Below are 21,629 nucleotides of genomic sequence, written 5' to 3' on the forward strand. Positions count from 1 at the left end.
TTCGTGGGGGAGCTTCTCGTCACGGCGCTGCAACCCGGGTCGGCGCCGAGGTGAAAGCACCCTTCAGAGGCAGGACCACGCCATTATCGGCCACCAGTGCCCGGCCAGCCAGCGGAACGCTGCTTCCGTCCTGCGTCGCGACCAATGTTTCGCCCTCGATGGAAAAGCTGACTACGCCCTTGCCCAGGGTGCGCATTTCGACAGGCCCGCCCTGATCGGCAATCGCCTGACGGATGATCGCGGGGGTCAGATGGCCGGGCAGGATATGATCGCGCAGCAGCGCCACCATGATCGGCAGAGACTCGCTGTCGTCCCCGCCTGTCGGCAAAGCGCCTGCCAGCGCATCGTTGCCGGGGGCGAGCACCGTGTAGCTGCCCGGGCCATCGAACACAGCGCCTAGCCCGGATCTGGTCAGAACGCTGGACAGGCGCGACAGGCCTTCATCTTCGGCGATGACCGATGCCAGGGTCCGGGTCGAAACCTGTTCGTCCGGTTGCAGTTCATCGCCGGAACTGCACGCAGACAGGCCGATCGCTGCCGTGGCCACCAGGAACCACGCACCGCCGCGCCTCATACGAGAAGTTCGATTGCAGCGCGAACGAGCTGCGTCGTCGGGTCGATTTCATAGATATAGCCATCGGAATAACGGTAGGCGGCCTCGGGCCGATCGCGATAATCGTCGCGATAGGCGCTCGGCACGTTGTAGATGTCGTATCCGTCGGGCGCTCTTTCCCCCACCCGGAATTCGTCGCCGGTCAGCAGTGCGGCAATGGAGGTGATGGTGGATGACTGCGGGTTCAGCCGGTAGATGACATCATCGGCATACCCGTAATTGCGCGGCGGCCCGAGGTTGTAATATTCGGCGTAATAATCCGGCACCTGGTTGCGCTGATAGCTCTGCGGCCAGATATTGCCGATCGACAGTGCTCCGCCCAGCAGCGGGATGAAACCCAGCAGGCCGCCGCTGTCGTTCAACCGGTAGAGATAGCCGTCGCCATAGCGATACCGGCCATCCTGCACATCGCGATAGCCGAAGAAATCGGCACCGTAGTTCAGCAGCGGGCGCTGCTTCTGCTGCCTGGGCGGGATGCAGCCATTGTTCTTTTTCGCAAGTCCCGGCGGGCAGCCCGCGATCAGATAATCGCTTTGCACGAATGCGAACTGCGGGCGCTTGGCTGCGAAGCGGCTGACATTCGCCCGGTCGCGCGAGTCGGCGCGGCGTGCAATGCGTTGAGCGTTATCGCGGTTCTTGCGAGCACGCTGGTCACTATTGAAATCGTCGGCTGAGCGGGTCCGCTTGTCGATCTTGTTCGACGAAAAATCGCGCCGGTCGCCACGGCTTTCGCCGCGATCCTCTGCTGCATTTCCATTGTTGGAGGCGGCAGACGCCCTGTCGCTCACTTGCTCGCGCTGGCCATTGCGCCCGGCATCTTGATCTCCGTTCTCGCGCACGCGGTCCGGCCCCTTGGCGAATCGATCGCCGGCCTCGTTCTTGCCCGCTGATGCTTTTTCGGAACGGCGGTTCTGGACACCGCGATTTTCCTGCGATGAATCGGCTGTCCGGTCGCGGCCCGTCGCGTTTCCGCCTTTCTGACCCAGAGCCTTGCTTTCACCCTGGTTCTTGCCCTGGCCTTGTGCCGAAGCAAGGTCGCCCGAAACGCTGAACATGGCGAGAGCAGCAGCAATGATAACGATCTGGCGCATAATCCGCCTCCTTCAACTCTGAAAACAGGTCCGCCACGGCAATGGTTCCCCCTGTTCGGCGGATGACCTGACATTCCGTCAATGTTGCGCGACCTTCATGCCCTCGCCAGGCAGAGCCTAGCCTTGCGAATATAATGCCGCTTCCGCCTTGCGGCGATTGACGAGTCCGGGAAGGATCCTCCCGGCGGCCCGGTTCCAGCGGGCGAATTCGGCGGCGGCGGCAGATTTGCGGCCGGCACGATGGTATTTCGTCAGGGTAGCGCGGGCAATCGCGCCCGTATTGTAATGAAAACTGACCAAGGCATCGAATTCACCTTGCGTGGTGGGTGCGCCGTCCAGTGCGCGGGCGACTTCCTGCGAATAGCTTGCCAGATCGGCTGCCAGCCGGGTGTCGCATTGCTCCTGCGTCCACACGGTGCCACGGGCGATACCATGCCCCGTTGCGCCCCAGCCTATGGTCCAGGGGTCGCCGCCGCTGCCCGGATCGGGATAGGCTTCGACCAGACCGTCCCGCCGGACCTTTGCGCAGCCTTCGAATCTTTGGACGAGGGCAATCCCTTCGTCCGAAATTATCGCCGGCGAAGAGTTGCTTCCATCGCCGATATCATGACGATCGAGGGCTCTGTCGATCGCGGCATCCAGCTGGATCACTTCGGAAGCGCGGAATCCGCGCCCCAGCATGTTCCGAACGGCATCGAAAATGGATTTGCGCTGCATGGGCTGCCTCCGGGTCTGAAATGGAAGGCGCAGGCATTACGCAGCAAAAGACGCTGTAGGAAAGGACTATTCCAGCGAGTGAATGGAACGAGGCGCACGGGATATTCCCGCGCGCCTCGCCAGCAGTTTCAGCGGTCAGGCGCTGTAATACAGATCATATTCGACGGCATTGGGCGTGGTTTCCACGCGCATCACCTCTTCCCACTTCAGTTCGGCATAGGAATCGATCTGATCCTTGGTGAAAACGTCGCCCTTCAGCAGGAAGTCGTAATCGGCATCCAGCGATTCCAGCGCCTCTCGCAGCGAACCGCAGACGGTGGGCACGTCGGCCAGTTCGGCGGGCGGCAGATCGTAAAGGTTCTTGTCCATCGCCTCGCCCGGATCGATCTTGTTCTGAATACCATCGAGGCCGGCCATCAGAATGGCGGCATAGGCGAGATAGGGATTGGCCATCGCATCCGGGAAGCGGAATTCCACGCGCTTCGCCTTGTCGCCCGCACCATAGGGGATGCGGCACGATGCCGAACGGTTGCGGGCGGAATAGGCCAGCAGCACCGGTGCCTCGTAACCCGGCACCAGACGCTTGTAGCTGTTGGTGGTCGGGTTGGTGAAGGCGTTCAGCGCCTTGGCATGCTTGATGACGCCGCCGATGAAATAAAGGCAGTTCTGCGACAGGCCGGCATAGGCATTGCCGGCAAACGTCGGCTTCCCGCCTTCCCAGATCGAGAAATGGGTGTGCATGCCCGAACCGTTATCGTCCTTGATCGGCTTGGGCATGAAGGTCGCCGTCTTCCCATAGGCATGGGCCACCTGGTGCACGACATATTTGTAGATCTGCATGTTGTCGGCCGTTTCCACCAGCGTGGCGTAGGTGAGGCCGAGTTCATGCTGCGCGGAGGCGACTTCGTGGTGATGCTTGTCGCAATTGAGGCCCATCTCGATCATGGTCGAAACCATCTCGCCGCGGATGTCGACGGCGCTGTCAACCGGCGCCACGGGGAAATAGCCGCCCTTGGCGCGGGGGCGATGGGCCATGTTGCCCGATTCATATTCGCGGCCCGAATTGGTCGGCAGCTCGATATCGTCGATGCTGAAGCCCGATGCGGCATAGCCATCCTCGAACCGCACGTCGTCGAACATGAAGAATTCCGCCTCCGGCCCGACGAAGACCGTGTCGCCGATGCCGGTGGTCTGCAGATAGGCCTCGGCGCGCTTGGCGGTGGAGCGGGGATCGCGGGAATAGAGTTCGCCACTGGAAGGTTCGACGATGTCGCAGAACATGATCATCATCGGCGTGGCGCTGAACGGGTCGATATAGGTCCGTTCCAGATCCGGGCGCAGGATCATGTCGCTTTCGTTGATGACCTTCCACCCGGCAATGGACGATCCATCGAACATCAGCCCGTCTTCCAGCTCATCCTCGCCCAGCAGATTGGCGACCATGGTCAAATGGTGCCACTTTCCCTTCGGATCGGTGAAGCGCAGGTCGACCCATTCGATCTCCCGGTCCTTGATGTCGCTGATGATTTCCTTGGCGCTGGCCATGTCTGTTCCTTCTCGATTGATAGATCTTGCGGAGTCGGGCTGATCCGCAGCGGGGGCATTACTCTGCGAAGCGTCTGCCTAGAGGGCGTCCTCGTCCCGTTCGCCGGTGCGAATGCGGAGCACGCTTTCGATGGCGGAAACAAAGATTTTCCCGTCGCCGATGCGACCTGTCTGGGCAGCGGCAGCGATGGCTTCGACCACGCGGTCGGCGATATTGTCGCTGACGATGACCTCCAGCTTCACCTTGGGCAGGAAATCGACGACATATTCGGCCCCGCGATAGAGCTCGGTGTGGCCCTTCTGCCGTCCGAAGCCCTTCGCTTCGGTCACGGTGATGCCGGACACGCCCACCTCGTGCAGCGCCTCCTTGACCTCGTCCAGCTTGAACGGCTTGATGATTGCCTCGACTTTTTTCACGCTGCCTCCCTTGCCTTGCGACTTGCTTCTGCCGTTCCGGACCTGCCGGGCACCGGGCGCGCTGCCCGAGAGACTATGCACGCAGGCGCTGCTTGCGCGCAACCTTTCAAGAAACGTGCCACGCTGGCTGCTTGAACGAAATTCGCCGTCAGCCGCGCTTCGGGTCCGAGCCTTTCCCGCGCCTGCAGATGTTCAGCGCCCGATTGCAACAATTGTGCCCATGAGGTGCAAGTTTTTTAGGCAGATAGTTGCAGTCCACGAATTTCATCGCAGCCCAGCATCAGGTTCAGCGACTGGACGGCAGCACCGCTCGCCCCCTTGCCGAGATTGTCCAGCCTGGCGACCAGCCGCACCTGATCGTTCGCCATTTCGCCAAGGATGAACAGTTCCATGCCATCCCAGGGCGCAGCCCCGCGCCGCAACAGCAATTCCTGCGGAGTTTCGCCTTCGACTACGCTGACGACCCGGGACTCGCGATAATGCACGGACAGCGCGCTTCGCAGTTCCGGAGCGGTTGCCGCGCGCGGCATGGCGCGCAGGGGCAGGGGAACTTCCACCACCATGCCGCGCATAGCGTCGATCACCGCAGGGGCGAACAGGGGCGGGTGGGCAAGTCCGGCATGAGTCTGCATCTCCGCCAGGTGCTTGTGCCCCATGGCGTAGCCGTAGCCGCGCCATGCAAGATCGCCTTCGCTCTCGAACCTGTCAATCAGCGCATTGCCGCCGCCCGAATAGCCCGAGACGGCGTGGACGCTGTAGGGCCAGTCCGCCGGCAACAGCCCTTCGCGTACCAGCGGTGCGACCAGCGCGAGAAATCCCGTGGGGTAACATCCCGGATTGCTGACGAAGCGCGCCCTCCGGATCGCGGCGCGGCCGTAGATCTCCGGAAAACCGTAAGTCCAGCCCTCTGTCACCCGGTGCGCGCTGGAGGCGTCGATCACGCGCACGTTGCTCGCCGGATCGATCATGCCGACCGCTTCGCGCGCCGCATCGTCGGGCAGGCAGAGGATGGCGATATCGCATATGTTCAAGGCTTCGCGACGGGCGTTCCGATCCTTGCGGAGTTCGTCCGGCAGGCGGTGCAATACGACGTCCGTGCGGCCCGACAGGCGCTGGTGGATTTCCAGCCCCGTGGTGCCTGCCGCGCCATCGATGAAGATCCGTGCCGCCATCTTAACCTGCGGCCAAGCTGCCGATCTCGACATAGCCGGTCGGCCCGGCAGGACCGCAGCATCCCCAGCACCAGCCACCGGCAAAATCGAGCGCTTCGAAAGTCGATCCGCCGTCCAGCCGGACGATCGCCGCTGCATCTACGGCAGGTGCGAAGCGCAATGTCGCGCCTTCGGACCCGATGCTGCGCTTCTGCGGCTGAACGTAATGCGTGACCAGGAACCGGTCGGCAAGCGCGACATGCGCCATGTCGCCGCGCAGGGGCAAGGTGCCCGGTTCCGGTCTCTCGACCGGACCGGCCAGCGTCACGGTGCCGCGCGGGAGATCATATTGGCACGCTTCGCTCACGGTTTCGTCAAGGCTTTCATTGATTGCAGCGGGCCATCTAGGCCCAGATTGCGCCGGTGGCAACTTCGCCGCGCGGGCGGGTCAGGCGGCGGGGTAGCGCGACTTCAGCATGTGAAATGCCGCGCGCAGCCCCAATGCGGCACCGCCTTTCGGCCTGCCCGGCTTTGCTGCGGGCTGCCAGGCGAAGGTGTCGAAATGCGCCCAATCGATGAGCGAACCATCGGCATTGTCGCCCACGAACTTGTCGAGGAACAGACCCGCCACGCTTGCGCCGGCAAAGGAATTGCCATGTGCATTGTTCGTATCGGCGATGTCTGAATTCAAGAATTCCGCATATTGTGCGGGCAGCGGCAGGCGCCAGCATTCGTCGTCATGCGCCTTGCCGGCGTCGAGAAATGCCTGTGCAGTGTCGTCGCGGCGCGTCATCAATGCGGGCAGATCGGGGCCGAGCGCCACCCGTGCCGCACCGGTCAGGGTGGCGAAATCGATCAGCAGTTCGGGGTCGTCCTCGCTCGCCCTGGTCAGCGCGTCGGCCAGGATCAGCCGGCCTTCCGCATCGGTATTGCCGATCTCGACCGTCAACCCCTTGCGCGAGGTCAGCACGTCGCCGGGGCGGAAGGCATTGCCTGCAATCGCGTTTTCCACGGCCGGAACCAGCAGGTGCAGGCGCACGTCCAGCCCGGCCTCCATGACCAGGCCTGCGAGGGCGAGTGCGTGGGCCGCACCGCCCATGTCTTTTTTCATGAGCTTCATGCCGCTGGCGCTTTTCACATCCAGCCCGCCGGAATCAAAGCAGACTCCCTTGCCGACGATCGCAAGACGCGGCGCGTCCTTGCGGCCCCATTCGAGCCTGATGAGGCGCGGCGCATGTTCGCGTGCCGCTGCCCGCCCGACCGCATGGACCATCGGGTAGTCGCGCTCCAGCGCATCGCCGCGCGTCACCGTCAGTTCGGCACCGTGCCTGCGCGCCAGATCCCCGGCTTCCGCTTCGAGCGCGGCGGGGCCCATGTCCTCGGCAGGCGTGTTCACCAGATCGCGCACCTTGTTGACGGCACGTGCCTCTGCGCGCGCCAGCTCCAGACCTCTTGCATCGCGCGTCAGCAGGATGCGAGCGCCTGTGGCGGAATTATTGCTGAGATACCGGTCGAAACGGTACTGCGCCACTTGCCAGCCATGCACGGCCGGGCCCGGGTCGCATTCCTGAAGGCGGTAGGTTCCCTCCGGCAGTGCTTCGGCCAGTTTTGCAAGGCACCAGCTCGACAGGCTGCCGGCATCGGCAACCCCGCCGACGGCGAACCAGGCTCCGGCCTTTCCCGACCCGCACGGGACTATCGCGGTCTGATAACCGCTGCCATCGAATTTCTGCGCATCGAGCACCGCCCTCTGCCCTTCGTTCAGGGTCTCGCGCCATGCGGCATGATTGTTCTTGTCGACGATGTGGATCGCAACTGCATCCTGGCCGCGGTCGGCCTGTAGCAAATCTGTCTGAATGGTCATAATGGCCTGATGGCACAGGTCAGGCGCCTTGTCAGCATCCGGTCGCTGGCGCATATGAAAACGATGCTGCGAAAGGACATGGCGATGCGGCTCGCATCTGTTGCGAAACCGGTAATCGGGGCGGTTGTTTATCTCGCGCTCTGCGCCTGCGCACCGGATGCGGGTAGCAATGATGCGGCGCAGGCGGGTCAAGGCGATGCGATGGCCGCCGGAAAGCGGGCCGATGCTAATGCTGCGCCGCGTGTTGGCGGAGTGCGGGCGAGTGCTACTGCACGTGCCGGCGATAGCGCCGAAACCGCCTTGTCGGGCGCATTTGCGGTGGAGGAGACGACCGAACTCTACGAATTCGAATATGCATGGCCGGAAGCGGCAGGGGATGAACCCGGCCTTCGCGCCCTGTTGGACCGGCGCCGCCAGAACAGCCTCGAACTGCTGCAGGAAAATGCGACCAGGGGACGCGCGGATGCACGGGACAGCGGCTTTCCCTACAATCGTTATCTGCTGCGCGTTAACTGGGAAATTGTGGCCGATCTGCCGGATTATCTGTCGCTCTCTGCCCGCCGGTCGAGCTATACTGGCGGCGCGCATGGCAATTACGGCTTCAACTCGCTGATCTGGGACCGGAAAAGCCGGACGGCGTTGAAGCCGGAAAGTTTTTTCAGCGACATGGCGGCCCTGGAGGATGCGGTGCGGGAGCCGTTCTGTACCGGCTTGCAGGAGGAGAGGGCCAGACGCCGCGCGGATGTCGATGCGGAAGATATTGCCGACGATTTCAGGCAATGCCCTCCGCTGAAGGATATGACCATCCTTCTCGGATCGTCCAGCGGACGAAGGTTCAACCGGCTGGGGCTGCTGGCCGGCCCCTATGTGGCAGGTCCGTTTTCCGAGGGAGCTTACGAGATCGACGTTCCGATCACGGCGGCGATCCTGGAGGCGGTCGATCCACGCTACCGCGACGCTTTCGCTCTGCGCTGATCGTTGCGGGCCTGACGCGGCCGCTTCTCCTTCTCCCCCTCGCAATTCCGGCGCGGTGACGCTACATCGGCGGCATGACTCAATATCAGACTATCGAAGGCGACGAGACCGTCATCCGTGACGGCACGATCAAGCTGCATACCGAAGCCGGTTTTGCCGGAATGCGGCGGGCAGGCGCATTGGCTGCCGAAATCCTCGACGAGGTGGCGCGGATGGTGGAGCCGGGCATCACCACCGCGGCTATCGACGATCGCGTCCGCGAGATGACGCTGGACAATGGGGCGGTGCCCGCGACCATGGGCTATCGCGGTTACCAGCACAGCTGCTGCATCTCGATCAATCATGTCGTTTGTCACGGTATCCCTTCGGAAAAGGTCTTGAAGGAAGGCGATATCGTCAATGTCGACGTGACGCCGCTGCTGGATGGCTGGCATGGCGACACCAGCCGGATGTACATGGTCGGCGAGGTTTCGCTGAAGGCGCGGCGGCTGGTCGAGGTGACTCACGAATGCCTGATGCTGGGGATCGAGGCGGCACAGCCCGGCGCGCGGCTGGGCGATATCGGTGCGGCGATCGAGGCGCATGCCCGCCAGTATCGCTATGGCGTGGTGCGCGAATTCTGCGGCCATGGTCTGGGCCGCCTGTTCCACGATGCGCCCGAGGTCGTGCATGCGGCGAAAGCGGGAACCGGGCCGGAACTGAAGCCGGGCATGTTCATGACCATCGAACCGATGATCAACGCGGGCAAGGCGTGGGTCAAGCTGCTCAACGATGGCTGGACGGCGGTGACCCGCGACAAGTCGCTTTCGGCGCAATTCGAGCATTCGATCGGCATTACCGAGACCGGGAACGAGATATTCACGCTCAGCCCTACCGGGCTGCACAAGCCGCCCTATGCGGCCTAGCTGTCGCGCACGCTGCGGATTGCAGCGCCCCCGGCAAACGGCGCGATGGCGAGCGCGACGAGGCTGATTGCGGCGGCGAGCAGAATGCCGCCGCCGGTACCATTATCATCGGGCCGCGCCAGACTGCCCGCGCCGAAGATCAGGATTGGCGTCGCCAGCGGCACCAGGAGTAATCCCGCCAAAGCGGTGCCGCCGCGCAAACCCGCCGTCAGCGCCGCGATGGTGACCCCGATGGCGGCAAGGCCCGGTGTTCCCGCCAGCAGCCCCAGCACGACTGTCTTCAGAGTCGGGCCGTCGAGGCCCAGCAGCGCCGATGCGGGCAGGGTGGCCACGATCAGCAGGGGCGCGAAACTCAGCCAATGGGCCGCCACGCGAATGGCGATGACCGCTTCGTCGGCGATACCGCGCAGGGCCAGCTGATCGAACACGCCCTGTTCGATGTCCGGTGCGATCAGCCGGTCCAGCGGCAGGAGGGATGCAAGCAGGGCCGCTACCCAGATGACGCCGCCGCCGGTGCGGCCCAGAAGCTCCGCATCCGGCCCCACGGCGAAGGGGAAGAGCATGGCGATGGCGAGGAAGAACAGGAATGGCAACAGGCTCTGCCCGCTTCGCCCGCCGGGCAGGAGCATCGCCAGATCGCGGCGCAGAAGGGTGAAGAAGATCCGGGTCACCAGGGATGCTCGCGCAGATCGAGCGTGCGGTGATCCGGCACCGCGATGGGCTGGTGGGATGCTATGATGACGATGCCGCCGCCCATGCGCTTCGCCGCGATCAGCCGTTCCAGCATCGCGGCACCTTCGGCATCAAGGCCGTTCAGCGGTTCGTCCAGTAGCCAGTTCGCGGCTCCTTGCAAGGCAAGCCGGGCAAGACCCGCCCGGCGGCGCTGGCCGGTGGAAAGATAGCGAACGGGAACATCCATGAGGTCCGACAATCCGAATGGCTCGAATTCAGCCGGATGCCCATCGAGTCTTGCCCAGAAGCCGAGAGCTTCTGCCAGCGGCAAATCTCCATCCAGCGCCGTTCGATCCTCGAGATAGCCGAGGGAACCCTGCCACACTACTTTGCCGGGGGCTGCCGCTTCTCCATGCGCGCCGTATCGCGCCGGCCTGCGCAGCCCGGCCAGCATCTGCAACAGGCTCGTCTTGCCGATGCCGTTCGGCCCCGTCAGATGCAGCGCCTCGCCCGCCGACAGGTCGAGGTTCAGCCCCCCGAACAGCGGACGGTCGCCGCGGCGGCAATAAAGGTCATGCGCTGCAAGCGATGTTTGCGTTCCGGCCAGTGGCGTGCCCTGTTGCGCTGCAGCTTGCATGGGGCGGGTCGTTAGGCGAAAGGCACCGGGCGAACAAGCAAGGGAGATACGATATGGCAATTGCCCGGTTGAACGAGGCGGAGCGTACAGCCGCGCTGAACGATTTGCCTGAATGGAGCGAAACGCGCGGCGGAGCAGCGATCGAACGGCAGTTCACCTTCGCCGATTTCAGCGAAGCCTTCGGTTTCATGACGCGAGTGGCCCTGCTGGCCGACGCACAGGATCATCACCCCGAATGGTCCAACGTCTACAACCGCGTCACTATCGCCCTGACGACGCATGATGCCGACGGGTTGAGCGAGCGCGATGTTGCCATGGCCAAAGCCATCGACGCGCTGCTCTGATCCCTCAGCGACCCAGCGGGCGAGCGCTATCGCGCGCGCGCTTCCGCACCCTGCCGGGCATCCAGCGGGTGCCAAAGGCGAGGGCATGGGCGGTCTTGCCCACCCTGGTGTGCAATTTCTCGCCATGCACCGCGTCCCAGGCCGCCTGCGCCACCTGCAGGACGGGCGTGATCTCCAGCCCGGCATCCGTCACGCGCTGGCGAATATTCTCGTTGCTGCGCTGGTTGGGCGAATGTTCCAGCAGCGGCGTGTCGATGAAGCCAGGCATGATGGAGCGCACCTTGATGTTGTCCTCGCTCCATTCCGCGTCCAGCGCCTCGGTCACCGCGCGAACGCCGAACTTGGTGGCGGAATAGACCGATGCGCCGCTGGTGCCGTAAATTCCGGCGGCGCTGGCGGTGTTCAGCAGGCAGGAATCCGGCGCGCTTTTCTGCAGATAGGGATAGACCGCCTGCGCGCCGAACAGCACGCCTTTCAGGTTGATGTCGAGGCAGCGCTCGATTTCCTCGACCGAGTTTTCCGTCAGCGATCCGCCCAGCGGGATGCCCGCATTGTTGACGAGAACATCGATCCGCCCGCCCGCAGCAATGTTGAAGGCCGACAGCGCCCGGTCCCAGGCATCGCGGTCGCGCACGTCGAATTCATGGGAATAGTGATAGCCGCCCGGCAGCAGCGCCTCGGTCTTGCGCATCCCTTCCGCATCCACATCGCCCAGACCGACGAACCAGCCGCGTTCGCCGAAATAGGCGGCGATGGCCTGACCGATGCCGGACCCGCCGCCGGTGATGAAAATAGCCTTGCGCTCGCCCAAAATCTCTCTCCTGCCCATGTTTTCGGCAGATGATAGCAGCAGGGACGGCTTTGTCAGCAGCTTAGCGCATCAGGTCTTTTTCCTGCCGATCTGCGCCGCTACCAGCCCTTCGACATATTCGGCGCCGGTCACGATCTCCGCCGTCGCATGATGCAGCGCGTCGCCTATTGCCTCGGCCCGGCCGCCGAGGAACTGCGCGAGGAAATTTTCGGCGATGGCGTTGAAGGCGATATTGTTGGCGGGCTTGGCAAAGCCGTGGCCCTCGTCCGGGTAGAGCACGTAGGTCACCGGAATGTCGCGGGTCCGCATGGCATCGACGATCTGATCGCTTTCCGCCTGATTGACGCGGGGATCGTTCGCACCTTGCGCGATCAGCAGCGGCCTGACGATATCTTCCGCACTGTGAAGCGGGCTGCGCTCCTTCAGCAGGGCGAGACCTTCCTCCGTATTCGGATTGCCCATCCGGTCATGGAACTGCCGGATCATCGGCACCCAGTAAGGAGGAATCGTCTCCAGCAATGTCTGCAAGTTCGACGGGCCGACGATATCCACCCCGCAGGCAAAGACTTCCGGCGTGAAGGCAAGCCCCGCCAGCGTGGCGTAACCGCCATAGGATCCGCCCATGATCGCGACTGTGTCGCTGCCTGTCACCCCGCGTTCCACCGCCCATGCGACCGCATCGAGCAGATCGTCATGCATGGCCTTGCCCCATTCGAGGTCGCCTGCGGAAATGAAGCTCTTGCCGAAACCGGTGGAGCCGCGGAAGTTCACGCTCAGCACGGCGTAGCCACGATTGGCGAGCCATTGATGCGTCCCGTTGAAGCCGTAAGCGTCGCGCGCCCATGGCCCGCCATGCACCAGCAGCACCATCGGAACGGCCCGCGTCGGATTACCCTGTGCATCGGCGGCCGAACTGGCGGGCAGGGTAAGATAGCTGGGCAGAACCAGCCCGTCGCGCGCCGTGATCTCGCACGCCTGCATCGGCTGGAGCGGCGCGCCTTCCAGTTCGGGCCGCGCCGTATAGAACGGCGTCAGCGTTCCCGCCACGCGGTCGTAGATCCAGGTCTGCGCCGGTTCGGTCAGCGGGTCGTTGGCAACGATCCATCTGGTGTCGTCACGGGTTCGCGACTGAACGCCGAAATCGCCTTTCAGATTGTCGCGCAGGAAATCGAGCGATTTGCCGATGTCGGGATCGAGCGCGGTCCATTCGTTACGCAGATAATTGACGGAATAGGCCTGCACCTCGCCCGTCTGCTGATCCTGCATCGCACCGCCGATATCGGCCCGGTCGTCCTCCGCGATCACCCGCCGTTCGCCGGATTTCGTATCTTCGGCAATCAATGCTGCCGTGTTCCGCCCCCGGCTGTCGATCCAGTACAATATCCCGCCGTCGGTGGTGTAGCCGGCGGGGCTGGTCGTCAGACTGTCGGCAAGGCCGGTGCTTTCGGAAGGTTCTTCCGCCACCTTGCCATTGTCCACCGCGAAATAATCCATGCCGCCGGCTTCGTTCGGCTTGATCGCCATGCGGATGGCAAGGCTGTCGTCCGAAAGGAATCCCGCAAAGCCTTCGTTCCGCATCACTTCGATCAATGCGCCCGTATTCAGATCGAGCATCCAGATATCGTGATATTGCGGATCGCGATTGTTCAGGCCCACCAGAATGCGGTCGCGGATGGTTTCCGATGCCCCGGCAATCTGCACCCGCGTGTTCTCGAACGGCGTGAGGGTCCGCTCTTCGCCGCTGGCGACATCGACGCCGTAGAGCAGGAAATTCTCGTCGCCGCCCTTGTCCTGAATATAAAGCAGGCTGCGCGAATCCGGTGCCCAGAAATATTGCCGGATCGGGCGGTCGCTGGCCGCAGTCATCACCCGCGCATCAGCGGGATCGGAACAGGGTGCTATCCAGACATTGAGGACGCCATCCTTGGGCGCCAGCCAGCTGAGCCATTCGCCATCGGGACTGATCTTGCCCGCCGCCCGCGTGGGATTGCCGAACAAGGCGCTGCGGGGGATCAGCGGAACTCTCGCGAGATCGGGCGTGCTGACGGGGGCAGAGCGTGCGGCGGCGCTATTGGTCGGTGCTGTCATCCTATCCTTTTTGGGTGCGGCGGCGGCACTTGCAAGGCGCGAGGAAAAGACTGAAGGCAAAGGCGGCGGCCAGTCGCATGGTCCCGAAGACGGGTTGAAGACGGCACGACACGGAGGGAGCGACATGAGAGCTTTGCCATATGCCGTCGGAATCTTCCCGTCATCGCCGGATTATACATCTTCCTTCGTGGTATGGGCAGCTTCCAGTCCGACTGCAGAAAAGGCAAATCGTCCGAGATTGGGGTGGGAAGCGGACGTTGGTTAGGAAGGAGGCCAAGGAGGAAAACGGTCCTCGCATTCCTCTGACCGTAAAGAGTTCGGCCTTACGTTTAAAATCCGATAGACTGAGACATAGCCTTTAGGGGGCCAATCGGGATTGGCCTTGTTAGGAGGAATATACTCTGCCGCCGGGATGGGCGAGTAGACCCCAACTTGACAGATGCCCTGTTCTGTCAGCGACGCGATTGCCTGCCGATAGTGATCAGCCGTTGCGCTCGGCGGAAGATGCACGACCACGTGAGGGTTGCTTCCATGGGGGCCAACCTCAAGACCACGAACCAGTTCAGCAAAATCTTCAACTCTCTGTCCAGCTAACGTCCACTGCCCAGTCTCGGGCTTAAACATCGGTAACTCTGGGATTTCGTCGCCGCTAAAAACCAGATCCTCGGTGCCCCATACCTGTACGGTGAAATCTGTTACATTCGGCACGTGCGTTCGTTGGGAGAACCAAAGTTTAGTTGCAAGGAATTGAGTGCCATGGACAATCACGACTGCGGCTAGGATCACTAACAGCAAGCCTCGTGCGCGACTGATCTTTCCCCCGAACATGAGGTCTTATGCCAAAAAACGCCAAACGCGCCAACGTCCACACTGGGGTCGTAAGTTGAATTGCCGTTTTTAAGGAGAACTTCCGTTAATCTGCCTGTCTGCTTGCGGGTGCTGCCGATGCGGACCAAAATGCTCGGACTTGAGTGTGGAAAGCTGCCAATGCCATGATCGGTGCGGCTTCACCCTAACACGCGCGCCATGCGGGAGGAAATTCGCAGCTGCCTGCTACAGGGCATTGAAGCCGGTGAATGGCGGGCCGGATGCACCCTTGCCCGCCATTCGGCCGGAGATTGGCGCGGATTAACGCTTCTTCAGCACTTCGAGCAGCTTTTCGGCGGCGGGCTCGCTCGATGGCGGGTTCTGCCCGGTAATCAGGAGGCCGTCCTGCACCACATAGGGTTCGAATACACCCTGCTTGGAAAACGTCCCGCCCTGCTTGATAAGCACGTCTTCCAGCAGGAAGGGGACGACATCGGTCAGGCCGACAGCGTCTTCTTCCTGATTGGTGAAGCCCGTTATCTTGCGGCCCTTCACGATCGGCTCTCCATCCTGACCGGTCACGTTCTTCAGCACTGCAGGCGCATGGCAGACCAGCGCCACCGGCTTGCCTGCCCCCAGTGCGTCTTCGATGATGGCTTTCGATTCCGCACTTTCGGCAAGATCCCAGAGCGGGCCATGTCCGCCCGGATAGAACACCCCGTCGAAGGTCGCGACATCGACATCCGCCAGCTTTTCTGTCGAAGCCAGCCTGGCCTGCGCATCCGCATCCTTCTTGTATCGTTTGGTCGCCTCGGTCTGGGCGTCCGGTTCGTCGGAAGCCGGATCCAGAGGCGGCTTTCCGCCCTTTGGACTTGCCAGCGTGATTTCGTGTCCGGCGTCTTTCAGAACATAATAGGGAGCCGCGAATTCCTCGAGCCAGAACCCCGTTTTCTTGCCAGTGTCTCCGAGTTTGTCGTGGCTCGTCAAAACCATCAGGATCTTCATGCTTTCCGTCCTTGTCAGTATGCCTTGGGCGCGGCCTCGATGCCGCACGCTTCACCCATTGAACAATCTTCGTCCGGTTCGGTTTCGCGCCGGTCGGTTCGCAAACGTGGCGGGACAGGGCTCGATTGCCCGGCGCATCGCGGCTTTGCTCCAGATATGCGCGACTGGGGAGCCAGCCGAATGGCCGCACCGATTACGATATGATCGAAAGCCGGCTTTCCCTTGCAGTCTATATCGCTGCCGTATTGTAGATATGCCAGGTGAAGATTGCCGCCGCACCGCGCCATGGGCGCCAGTCTGCGGCTACCGCGCGGGTCTGTTTTTCGTCCGGGCGTTCCGGCAGGCCCAATATCCTGCCGACGCCGGCCATCACCGCCAGATCGCCGGCGGGCCAGATATCCGGGCGGCCTTCGGCGAACAGCAAATAGATCTCGGCCGACCAGCGTCCGATGCCCTTGATGCGGGTGAGTTCCGCTATGGCGGCCTCGTCGTCGGCGGGCAGATGCTCCAGATCGACCTCGCCCCTCGCCACCAGTTCGCACAAGGAGCGGGCATAGCCCTGTTTCTGCCGCGACAGGCCGCAGGCGCGCAGGGTATCGTAATCGCGCGACAGCAGGTCGTCGGGATTCATTTCCGCCCCGAGCTCAAGCTCCAGCTTGGCCCACACCGATGCCGCCGACGCGACGGAGACCTGCTGCCCGACGATGGTGCGCAGCAGGGTGCGATAGCCGCGAGGGCTGATACGGGGCGGCGGATATCCGGCGTGGGCAAGTGCGCGGGCCATCGCCGGTTCCCGCGAGGCAATCGCATCCATGCCGGTCCGCAATTGTTCGGCGCTCAACCCCAATGTTCGATCTCCCACCTGTTCACTCGCACCGTTCAGCGTGCCCGTCTTGCCAAAATGGGCCGCCTGTCCTAGCAGCTTGCCCCGACCGGTCCGACCATCCTGACGGGCCGCTGCAAACCGGGGGTCAAGGCTCATCATGCCCACATTGAATGTCGTCAACCGTGAAGGCGTGGAATCCAGCATCGAGGCGCAGGACGGCCTGACCGTCATGGAAGCGATCCGCGACAATGGCTTCGACGAATTGCTGGCGCTTTGCGGTGGCTGCTGTTCCTGCGCGACCTGCCATGTCCATGTCGACCCCGCTTTCATGGGCAAGTTGCCGCCAATCAGCGAGGATGAGGACGATCTGCTGGAATCCAGCGATCACCGGACCGAGAATTCCCGCCTGTCCTGCCAGATTGATTTTACATCGGATCTGGACGGATTGAAGGTGACCATCGCACCCGAGGATTGATCCGATCATCCCCTCAGGACGAGGGGCGGACTGCAAGCGGCGTTTAGCGCCGGAAAAGCGCAACTGCGTTGCCATGCACTCCGCCTGCCCCTAATTCACGCGCCATGATGCTTACTTCTCCGCGCAAGGACACGCTCGATCTGATCGGCAACACGCCGCTGGTGTTGCTGCAAGGCCCCAGCGAGGCTGCGGGCTGCGAAATCTACGGCAAGTGCGAATTCACCAATCCCGGTGCCTCGGTCAAGGACCGGGCGGCGCTGTATATCGTGCGCGAGGCCGAAGCACGGGGCGAGTTGAAGCCCGGCGGCACCATCGTCGAAGGAACGGCGGGCAATACCGGCATCGGCCTTGCGCTGGTGGCGAATGCGCTGGGCTATCGCACCATCATCGTCATGCCCGAAACGCAAAGCCGCGAAAAGATGGATACGTTGCGTGCATTGGGCGCGGAACTGGTACTGGTTCCTGCCGCGCCATTCGCCAATCCGGGGCATTTCGTGCATACATCGCGCCGCCTCGCCGAGGACACCGACGGGGCCATCTGGGCCAATCAGTTCGACAACACCGCCAATCGCAAGGCGCATATCGATGGAACCGCAGTGGAACTGTGGGAGCAGATGGAGGGCCGGATCGACGGCTTCACCTGTGCGGCGGGCACGGGCGGCACCATTGCCGGCGTCGGCATGGGGCTGAAAAGCCGTGACGAGGGCGTCACCATCGCGCTAACCGATCCGCACGGCGCGGCGCTGTATAATTACTATGCCCATGGCGAGTTGGAGTCGGAGGGTTCCTCCGTCGCCGAAGGGATCGGGCAGGGCCGCATCACCGGCAATCTGGAAGGCGCACCCATCGACACGCAATTCCGCATCTCGGACGAGGAAGGGCTGCACTGGGTCGCCCGCCTGTTGCAGGAAGAAGGGCTGTGCCTCGGCCTGTCGAGCGGCATCAACGTGGCAGGTGCCGTGGCGCTGGGGCGTCAACTGGCCCGGACGAAGGGTGAGGAAGCGCGGGTCGCCACGATCCTCTGCGACACCGGTTTCCGCTATCTGTCGTCGCTCTACAATCCCGAATGGCTCGCCGAGAAGGAATTGCCGGTTTTCGATTGGCTCAAACCCGCAGCATAGCCGGGCGGATTGACTGGAGCGCGGCTTGCTGTAGCCTGTGGCGCAATGGCGAAGGCAAATCTCGACCGCATCGCGGTGGCCGGTGGCGACCGGCTGACGCCGCCGCTGGGCGGAACCCGCCAGCAGGCCATGCAGCGCCTGCAGGTCGGCGTGGCAGGTCTGGTTACCATGCTCCTGCTGATCGGCCTGGCTAGCATAATCACGCACCGGGCAGACGAAACCGGCCGCGCTGCGGTGCCGGAAGCAACCGCGACGGTGGCTGCGCCACCTGCGCCGCAGAGCGATCCGCTGGCCGATGCCGGCGTTGTTCCCGACATGCCGGCCGGACCGATACCCGCCGAAAAAGCCGGACCGGCGCCCCTTACCGGAGATGCCATACCCATCGAGACGCGCGGAGAAGCGGATGCCGCCCGCCCCTGATCATCGGGTGAGGCGCTGTTTGCGCGCGGGATTGCACGCGCTGCTGGCACCGGCACTGCTGGCGGGGTGTTCGGCCAATGGCGATGCCGTATCCGGAGCCGAAGACGGGCCAGCATCCGGAGGAACGGACGCCGCCGTTACAGATGCCGAGCGCCGGATTGCCGGCGGTGCGGACCGACCGGTCCTGGGATTGCTGACGACGCTGCCGATCTACTGGGCCGAGAACGCTACCTTTTCCGATGCGCTGGACAGCGACGTGCCTGTGCACTGGGCTCGCCGGTGGCTGGCACGCCGGTACGATCTGCAGCCCGTCGATGCGCTGGAGGCGGATACGCTTGCCGCGCTGGACCACCTCCTGCTCGTGCAGCCCCGGGCGCTCGGGGGCGCGGAAAATGTCGCGCTGGATGACTGGGTTCGGAAAGGCGGCGAAGTCCTGCTGTTTGCCGACCCGCGCCTGACGGGTCATTCGATCTACCCGATCGGCGATCGCCGGCGACCGCAGGACGTGGTGCTGCTTTCGCCCATCCTGACCAGGTGGGGGCTGGAGCTTACCTTCGATGAAGCGCAGCCGCTGGGGGAAAGCAGCGTGAATTTCGGGGAGAGGCCCTTGCCGACCGAACTGGCGGGACGATTGCGTCCGGTGACCACCAGCGCGGACGCGCCCTCGGATTGCCGTATCGTTGCCGATGCCCTGGTTGCGCTGTGCCGGATCGGGGCCGGGCGGGCGGTGATCGTCGCCGACGCGGCCCTGCTGGAGGATCGCGACGACAGGCGGCAAGATGCGCTCCGGGCGTTCGATGCCTTGCTGCAGGCCGCTTTCGATCCAGCGCAAGCGGGCTGACGGATTCAGCCGCAGACCCACGGGAAATCACGGGCAGCGCGCGGAGGAAGCGCGGGCACCCGCGTCCGGAAAAACAGAAATCTTAGCAAAATGAAGCTTTCCGACGATTGGTGTTAACCATCGTGCGTGAAGCGCTCGAGAATAATTCCTAACAATAATAGAGAGTTGCGTCTTTATCCCGCGATTTCCCGTATTTTCCCCTTCCATCCCCCAAGGGGTGGGGTTAAACAATTCACCTATCGGACATGGAGTCTCGGAAGCCGTGCTGGGGTGGCAGCGCGAACCCGACGCGAATGCGCGCGTCGGGGCGGGGGAACTCATGTCCGTGATCGGGGGAGTTGGGAAGAGTTGGCCACGGCGCTACAGCACGGATATAGCGGACAGGCCTATTCGCCGCAGGGCGATAAGGGCCGCTTCGTCCTGCCGCCGCTGTTCCGCAAGGCCGTGAAGGAATCCAGCGACGGTCGCGTGCTCTGCCTTGCCAAGCATGACCGCTGGAACTGCCTGACAGGCTTCGGCCTTTCGCGCCGGGTGGAGCTGGACGCGCAGATCGACCGCGAGGAAGCCATCGCCATCGACCGCGGGCAGGATTTCGACCGCGACCTGCGCTCCATGCAGCTGTTCGGCTTTACCGAGGTGCCCTTCGACGACAGTGGTCGCTTCGTCATGCCTGACCATCTTGCTGCGCTCGGCTGCATCGAGGATGGATTGTATTTTCAGGGTGCGGGCCGCTTCTTCACCATCTGGAACCCGGAAGAACTCGCCCGGATGGGCGCAGGCTGGGAAGCGGCGCAGGCTGCTTGCGCCAATCTGCTGGCTGATGCGAAAGCAAAGCGCAAATGAGCGCCGCCCCGCATATTCCCGTGCTGCTTGCAGAAGTGGTCGCTGCGCTGGACATCCGTCCCGGAGCAGTCGTGGTGGATGCCACCTTCGGTGCTGGCGGCTATACCCGCGCCCTCCTGCATGCCGGTGCCATCGTCCACGCATTCGATCGCGACCCCGATGCCATTGCCGCAGGGCAGGGCTGGTCGGAAGCCGCTGGGGAGAACCCGCGCCTGATATTGCATCCGCGCCGCTTCTCGGAAATGGCGGAAACGCTGGCTGAAGCTGGCGTGCCTAAGGTCGACGGTGTGGCCATGGATATCGGCGTTTCCTCAATGCAGCTTGACCGGGGCGAACGCGGTTTCGCTTTCTCGCTCGATGGCCCGCTCGACATGCGGATGAGCCAGCAAGGTCCGAGCGCGGCGGATTTCCTGAACGAGGCGGACGATGCCGCGATCGCCGACGTGCTGTATCTCTATGGCGAGGAACGCCAGTCGCGCAGGGTAGCCCGCGCTATCGTGGCCGCGCGGCCGCTGCAAACCACCGGCGATCTGGCGCGGGTCGTGCGCAAGGCGCTGGGCCATCATCCCGGCGCGCCCAAAGACCCTGCGACGCGCACATTCCAGGCCGTCCGTATCCATGTGAACGCCGAACTCGACGAATTGCGCGCGGGCCTTGTCGCGGCAGAGCAAGTGCTGCGCACCGATGGCAAACTCGCTGTCGTCAGCTTCCACAGCCTGGAGGATCGCATCGTGAAACGGTTTCTGAAGGATGCAGCCGCTGTTTCCGGCGGATCGCGCCACCTGCCCAAGGCGGAAACCGGCCCGGCCGTGTTCACCGCCATTTCCCGCGCCATCCGTCCCGCACCGGAGGAGATCGAGCGAAACCCGCGCGCCCGTTCCGCCACGCTTCGCCATGCAAGCCGCACCGATGCCCCGGCGAGGGAGGCAGCGTGATGGTCGCGGGCAGCCGGATGCGGCATCTGGGCTGGGCAGTCGTGCTGGGCATCTGCCTGGCGGCATTCGCCGCGCTGACCTTCCGGGTCAATGCGGTGAAGAGCGAAGTGCGTCTGGCCGAACGCCAGATCATCGCCTTGCAGCGCGAAACCATCCTGCTGGAAACGGAATTCGAAACGCGGGCCAACCAGCAGCAGCTTGCCGACTGGAACGTCGTGGACTTCGGTTACGAGGCCCCGCGCGCCGATCAATATATCGACAATGAGCGTGAACTGGCAGCACTCGCCGGGCCACGTGCGGTGGGTGCCCCCGACCCGATCCGGGTCGCCCGCGCCGCCGATGACGAGGCGCTGATGGCCGAAGGTCTGCCGGCGTTGGTATCGCCTGTAACCGGACGGCCCGCCGGTCAAGGCGACGACGAGCGCAGGGAAACCCGCTCGCTGGCCGAACGGCTGACCCATGGCGGAACCTTCGGTACGCGCGGCATGGGGCTGGGCGCTTCGGTCCTGGAGAATGGCCAGTGACC

24 protein-coding genes are annotated in these 21,629 nt (G+C 63.4%); 10 read left to right on the forward strand and 14 right to left on the reverse strand.

Annotation, left to right across the window (positions count from 1 at the left end; translation table 11 throughout):
• Positions 1-19 precede the first annotated feature (19 nt).
• The 8 genes from HG250_RS11935 to HG250_RS11970 form a co-directional block, all read right to left on the reverse strand.
• Positions 20-574 (reverse strand): fasciclin domain-containing protein, encoded by a 555-nt coding sequence (locus HG250_RS11935; RefSeq protein ID WP_170005557.1) that lies wholly within the window; start codon positions 572-574, stop codon positions 20-22.
• Complete coding sequence (locus HG250_RS11940) at positions 571-1,704, reverse strand: hypothetical protein (protein WP_170005558.1); 1,134 nt, start codon at positions 1,702-1,704, stop codon at positions 571-573. Before HG250_RS11940 ends, HG250_RS11935 begins: the two co-directional genes overlap by 4 nt.
• A gap of 117 nt (positions 1,705-1,821) precedes the next feature.
• Positions 1,822-2,421 carry a lysozyme gene (locus tag HG250_RS11945; protein ID WP_170005559.1) on the reverse strand — a complete coding sequence of 200 codons (600 nt, stop codon included), beginning with the start codon at positions 2,419-2,421 and terminating at the stop codon, positions 1,822-1,824.
• 135 nt (positions 2,422-2,556) lie between these two features.
• Positions 2,557-3,966, reverse strand: a complete 1,410-nt coding sequence (gene glnA / locus HG250_RS11950; protein WP_170005560.1) for a type I glutamate--ammonia ligase — start codon at positions 3,964-3,966, stop codon at positions 2,557-2,559.
• A gap of 78 nt (positions 3,967-4,044) precedes the next feature.
• Positions 4,045-4,383, reverse strand: coding sequence for a P-II family nitrogen regulator (locus HG250_RS11955; protein ID WP_170005561.1), 339 nt, complete (start codon positions 4,381-4,383; stop codon positions 4,045-4,047).
• Between the two features lie 236 nt (positions 4,384-4,619).
• Positions 4,620-5,555: an N-acetyl-gamma-glutamyl-phosphate reductase gene (argC, locus tag HG250_RS11960; protein ID WP_170005562.1), complete on the reverse strand. Its 936-nt coding sequence runs from the start codon at positions 5,553-5,555 to the stop codon at positions 4,620-4,622.
• 1 nt (position 5,556) lies between these two features.
• Complete coding sequence (locus tag HG250_RS11965) at positions 5,557-5,901, reverse strand: hypothetical protein (RefSeq protein ID WP_170005563.1); 345 nt, start codon at positions 5,899-5,901, stop codon at positions 5,557-5,559.
• Positions 5,902-5,982: 81 nt separating this feature from the next.
• Positions 5,983-7,398: a leucyl aminopeptidase family protein gene (locus tag HG250_RS11970; RefSeq protein WP_170005564.1), complete on the reverse strand. Its 1,416-nt coding sequence runs from the start codon at positions 7,396-7,398 to the stop codon at positions 5,983-5,985.
• A gap of 9 nt (positions 7,399-7,407) precedes the next feature.
• On the opposite strand from HG250_RS11970, the gene HG250_RS11975 reads away from it, so the two are divergent.
• Together HG250_RS11975 and map are read left to right on the forward strand one after the other, a co-directional pair.
• On the forward strand, positions 7,408-8,373 hold the full coding sequence (locus tag HG250_RS11975) for a DUF4163 domain-containing protein (protein ID WP_170005565.1): 966 nt from the start codon (positions 7,408-7,410) through the stop codon (positions 8,371-8,373).
• 74 nt (positions 8,374-8,447) lie between these two features.
• A complete protein-coding gene (map, locus tag HG250_RS11980) occupies positions 8,448-9,278 on the forward strand; it encodes a type I methionyl aminopeptidase (protein ID WP_170005566.1) in 831 nt (276 codons plus the stop codon).
• On the opposite strand, the gene HG250_RS11985 is transcribed toward map, so the two are convergent.
• Together HG250_RS11985 and ccmA are read right to left on the reverse strand one after the other, a co-directional pair.
• Entirely contained in the window at positions 9,275-9,952 is a 678-nt protein-coding gene (locus HG250_RS11985; RefSeq protein WP_170005613.1) for a heme exporter protein CcmB, read from the reverse strand. The genes map and HG250_RS11985 overlap by 4 nt on opposite strands.
• On the reverse strand, positions 9,946-10,587 hold the full coding sequence (gene ccmA, locus HG250_RS11990) for a heme ABC exporter ATP-binding protein CcmA (RefSeq protein ID WP_170005567.1): 642 nt from the start codon (positions 10,585-10,587) through the stop codon (positions 9,946-9,948). Before ccmA ends, HG250_RS11985 begins: the two co-directional genes overlap by 7 nt.
• 53 nt (positions 10,588-10,640) lie before the next feature.
• Between ccmA and HG250_RS11995 the strand changes: the two genes are divergently transcribed.
• Complete coding sequence (locus HG250_RS11995) at positions 10,641-10,931, forward strand: 4a-hydroxytetrahydrobiopterin dehydratase (RefSeq protein WP_170005568.1); 291 nt, start codon at positions 10,641-10,643, stop codon at positions 10,929-10,931.
• 4 nt (positions 10,932-10,935) lie between these two features.
• On the opposite strand, the gene HG250_RS12000 is transcribed toward HG250_RS11995, so the two are convergent.
• The 4 genes from HG250_RS12000 to HG250_RS12015 all read right to left on the reverse strand — a co-directional run bounded on the left by HG250_RS12000 (position 10,936) and on the right by HG250_RS12015 (position 16,489).
• Complete coding sequence (locus tag HG250_RS12000; protein WP_240957108.1) at positions 10,936-11,742, reverse strand: SDR family oxidoreductase; 807 nt, start codon at positions 11,740-11,742, stop codon at positions 10,936-10,938.
• Positions 11,743-11,811: 69 nt separating this feature from the next.
• Positions 11,812-13,830 (reverse strand): S9 family peptidase, encoded by a 2,019-nt coding sequence (locus HG250_RS12005; protein WP_170005570.1) that lies wholly within the window; start codon positions 13,828-13,830, stop codon positions 11,812-11,814.
• Between the two features lie 1,128 nt (positions 13,831-14,958).
• The gene (locus HG250_RS12010) at positions 14,959-15,642 is read right to left on the reverse strand and encodes a type 1 glutamine amidotransferase domain-containing protein (RefSeq protein ID WP_170005571.1); all 684 of its coding nucleotides are present in this window, start codon (positions 15,640-15,642) and stop codon (positions 14,959-14,961) included.
• A 229-nt stretch (positions 15,643-15,871) separates the two neighbouring features.
• A complete protein-coding gene (locus HG250_RS12015; protein WP_170005614.1) occupies positions 15,872-16,489 on the reverse strand; it encodes a DNA-3-methyladenine glycosylase family protein in 618 nt (205 codons plus the stop codon).
• Between the two features lie 136 nt (positions 16,490-16,625).
• Between HG250_RS12015 and HG250_RS12020 the strand changes: the two genes are divergently transcribed.
• The 7 genes from HG250_RS12020 to HG250_RS12050 all read left to right on the forward strand — a co-directional run bounded on the left by HG250_RS12020 (position 16,626) and on the right by HG250_RS12050 (position 21,627).
• Positions 16,626-16,943 carry a 2Fe-2S iron-sulfur cluster-binding protein gene (locus tag HG250_RS12020; protein ID WP_170005572.1) on the forward strand — a complete coding sequence of 106 codons (318 nt, stop codon included), beginning with the start codon at positions 16,626-16,628 and terminating at the stop codon, positions 16,941-16,943.
• Positions 16,944-17,047: 104 nt separating this feature from the next.
• The gene (locus HG250_RS12025; RefSeq protein WP_170005573.1) at positions 17,048-18,064 is read left to right on the forward strand and encodes a cysteine synthase A; all 1,017 of its coding nucleotides are present in this window, start codon (positions 17,048-17,050) and stop codon (positions 18,062-18,064) included.
• A 45-nt stretch (positions 18,065-18,109) separates the two neighbouring features.
• Positions 18,110-18,484, forward strand: coding sequence for a hypothetical protein (locus tag HG250_RS12030; protein WP_170005574.1), 375 nt, complete (start codon positions 18,110-18,112; stop codon positions 18,482-18,484).
• Between the two features lie 7 nt (positions 18,485-18,491).
• A complete protein-coding gene (locus HG250_RS12035) occupies positions 18,492-19,325 on the forward strand; it encodes a motility-associated ABC transporter substrate-binding family protein (protein ID WP_170005575.1) in 834 nt (277 codons plus the stop codon).
• A 348-nt stretch (positions 19,326-19,673) separates the two neighbouring features.
• On the forward strand, positions 19,674-20,168 hold the full coding sequence (locus HG250_RS12040; protein ID WP_170005576.1) for a division/cell wall cluster transcriptional repressor MraZ: 495 nt from the start codon (positions 19,674-19,676) through the stop codon (positions 20,166-20,168).
• Positions 20,165-21,103, forward strand: coding sequence for a 16S rRNA (cytosine(1402)-N(4))-methyltransferase RsmH (gene rsmH / locus HG250_RS12045; RefSeq protein WP_170005577.1), 939 nt, complete (start codon positions 20,165-20,167; stop codon positions 21,101-21,103). The genes HG250_RS12040 and rsmH overlap by 4 nt, the downstream gene beginning before the upstream one ends.
• Positions 21,103-21,627 (forward strand): hypothetical protein, encoded by a 525-nt coding sequence (locus tag HG250_RS12050; RefSeq protein WP_170005578.1) that lies wholly within the window; start codon positions 21,103-21,105, stop codon positions 21,625-21,627. Before rsmH ends, HG250_RS12050 begins: the two co-directional genes overlap by 1 nt.
• Positions 21,628-21,629 lie beyond the last annotated feature (2 nt).

Origin of the sequence: Pseudopontixanthobacter vadosimaris (genome assembly GCF_012979275.1) — a bacterium.
Taxonomy (GTDB): Bacteria; Pseudomonadota; Alphaproteobacteria; order Sphingomonadales; family Sphingomonadaceae; genus Pseudopontixanthobacter; species Pseudopontixanthobacter vadosimaris.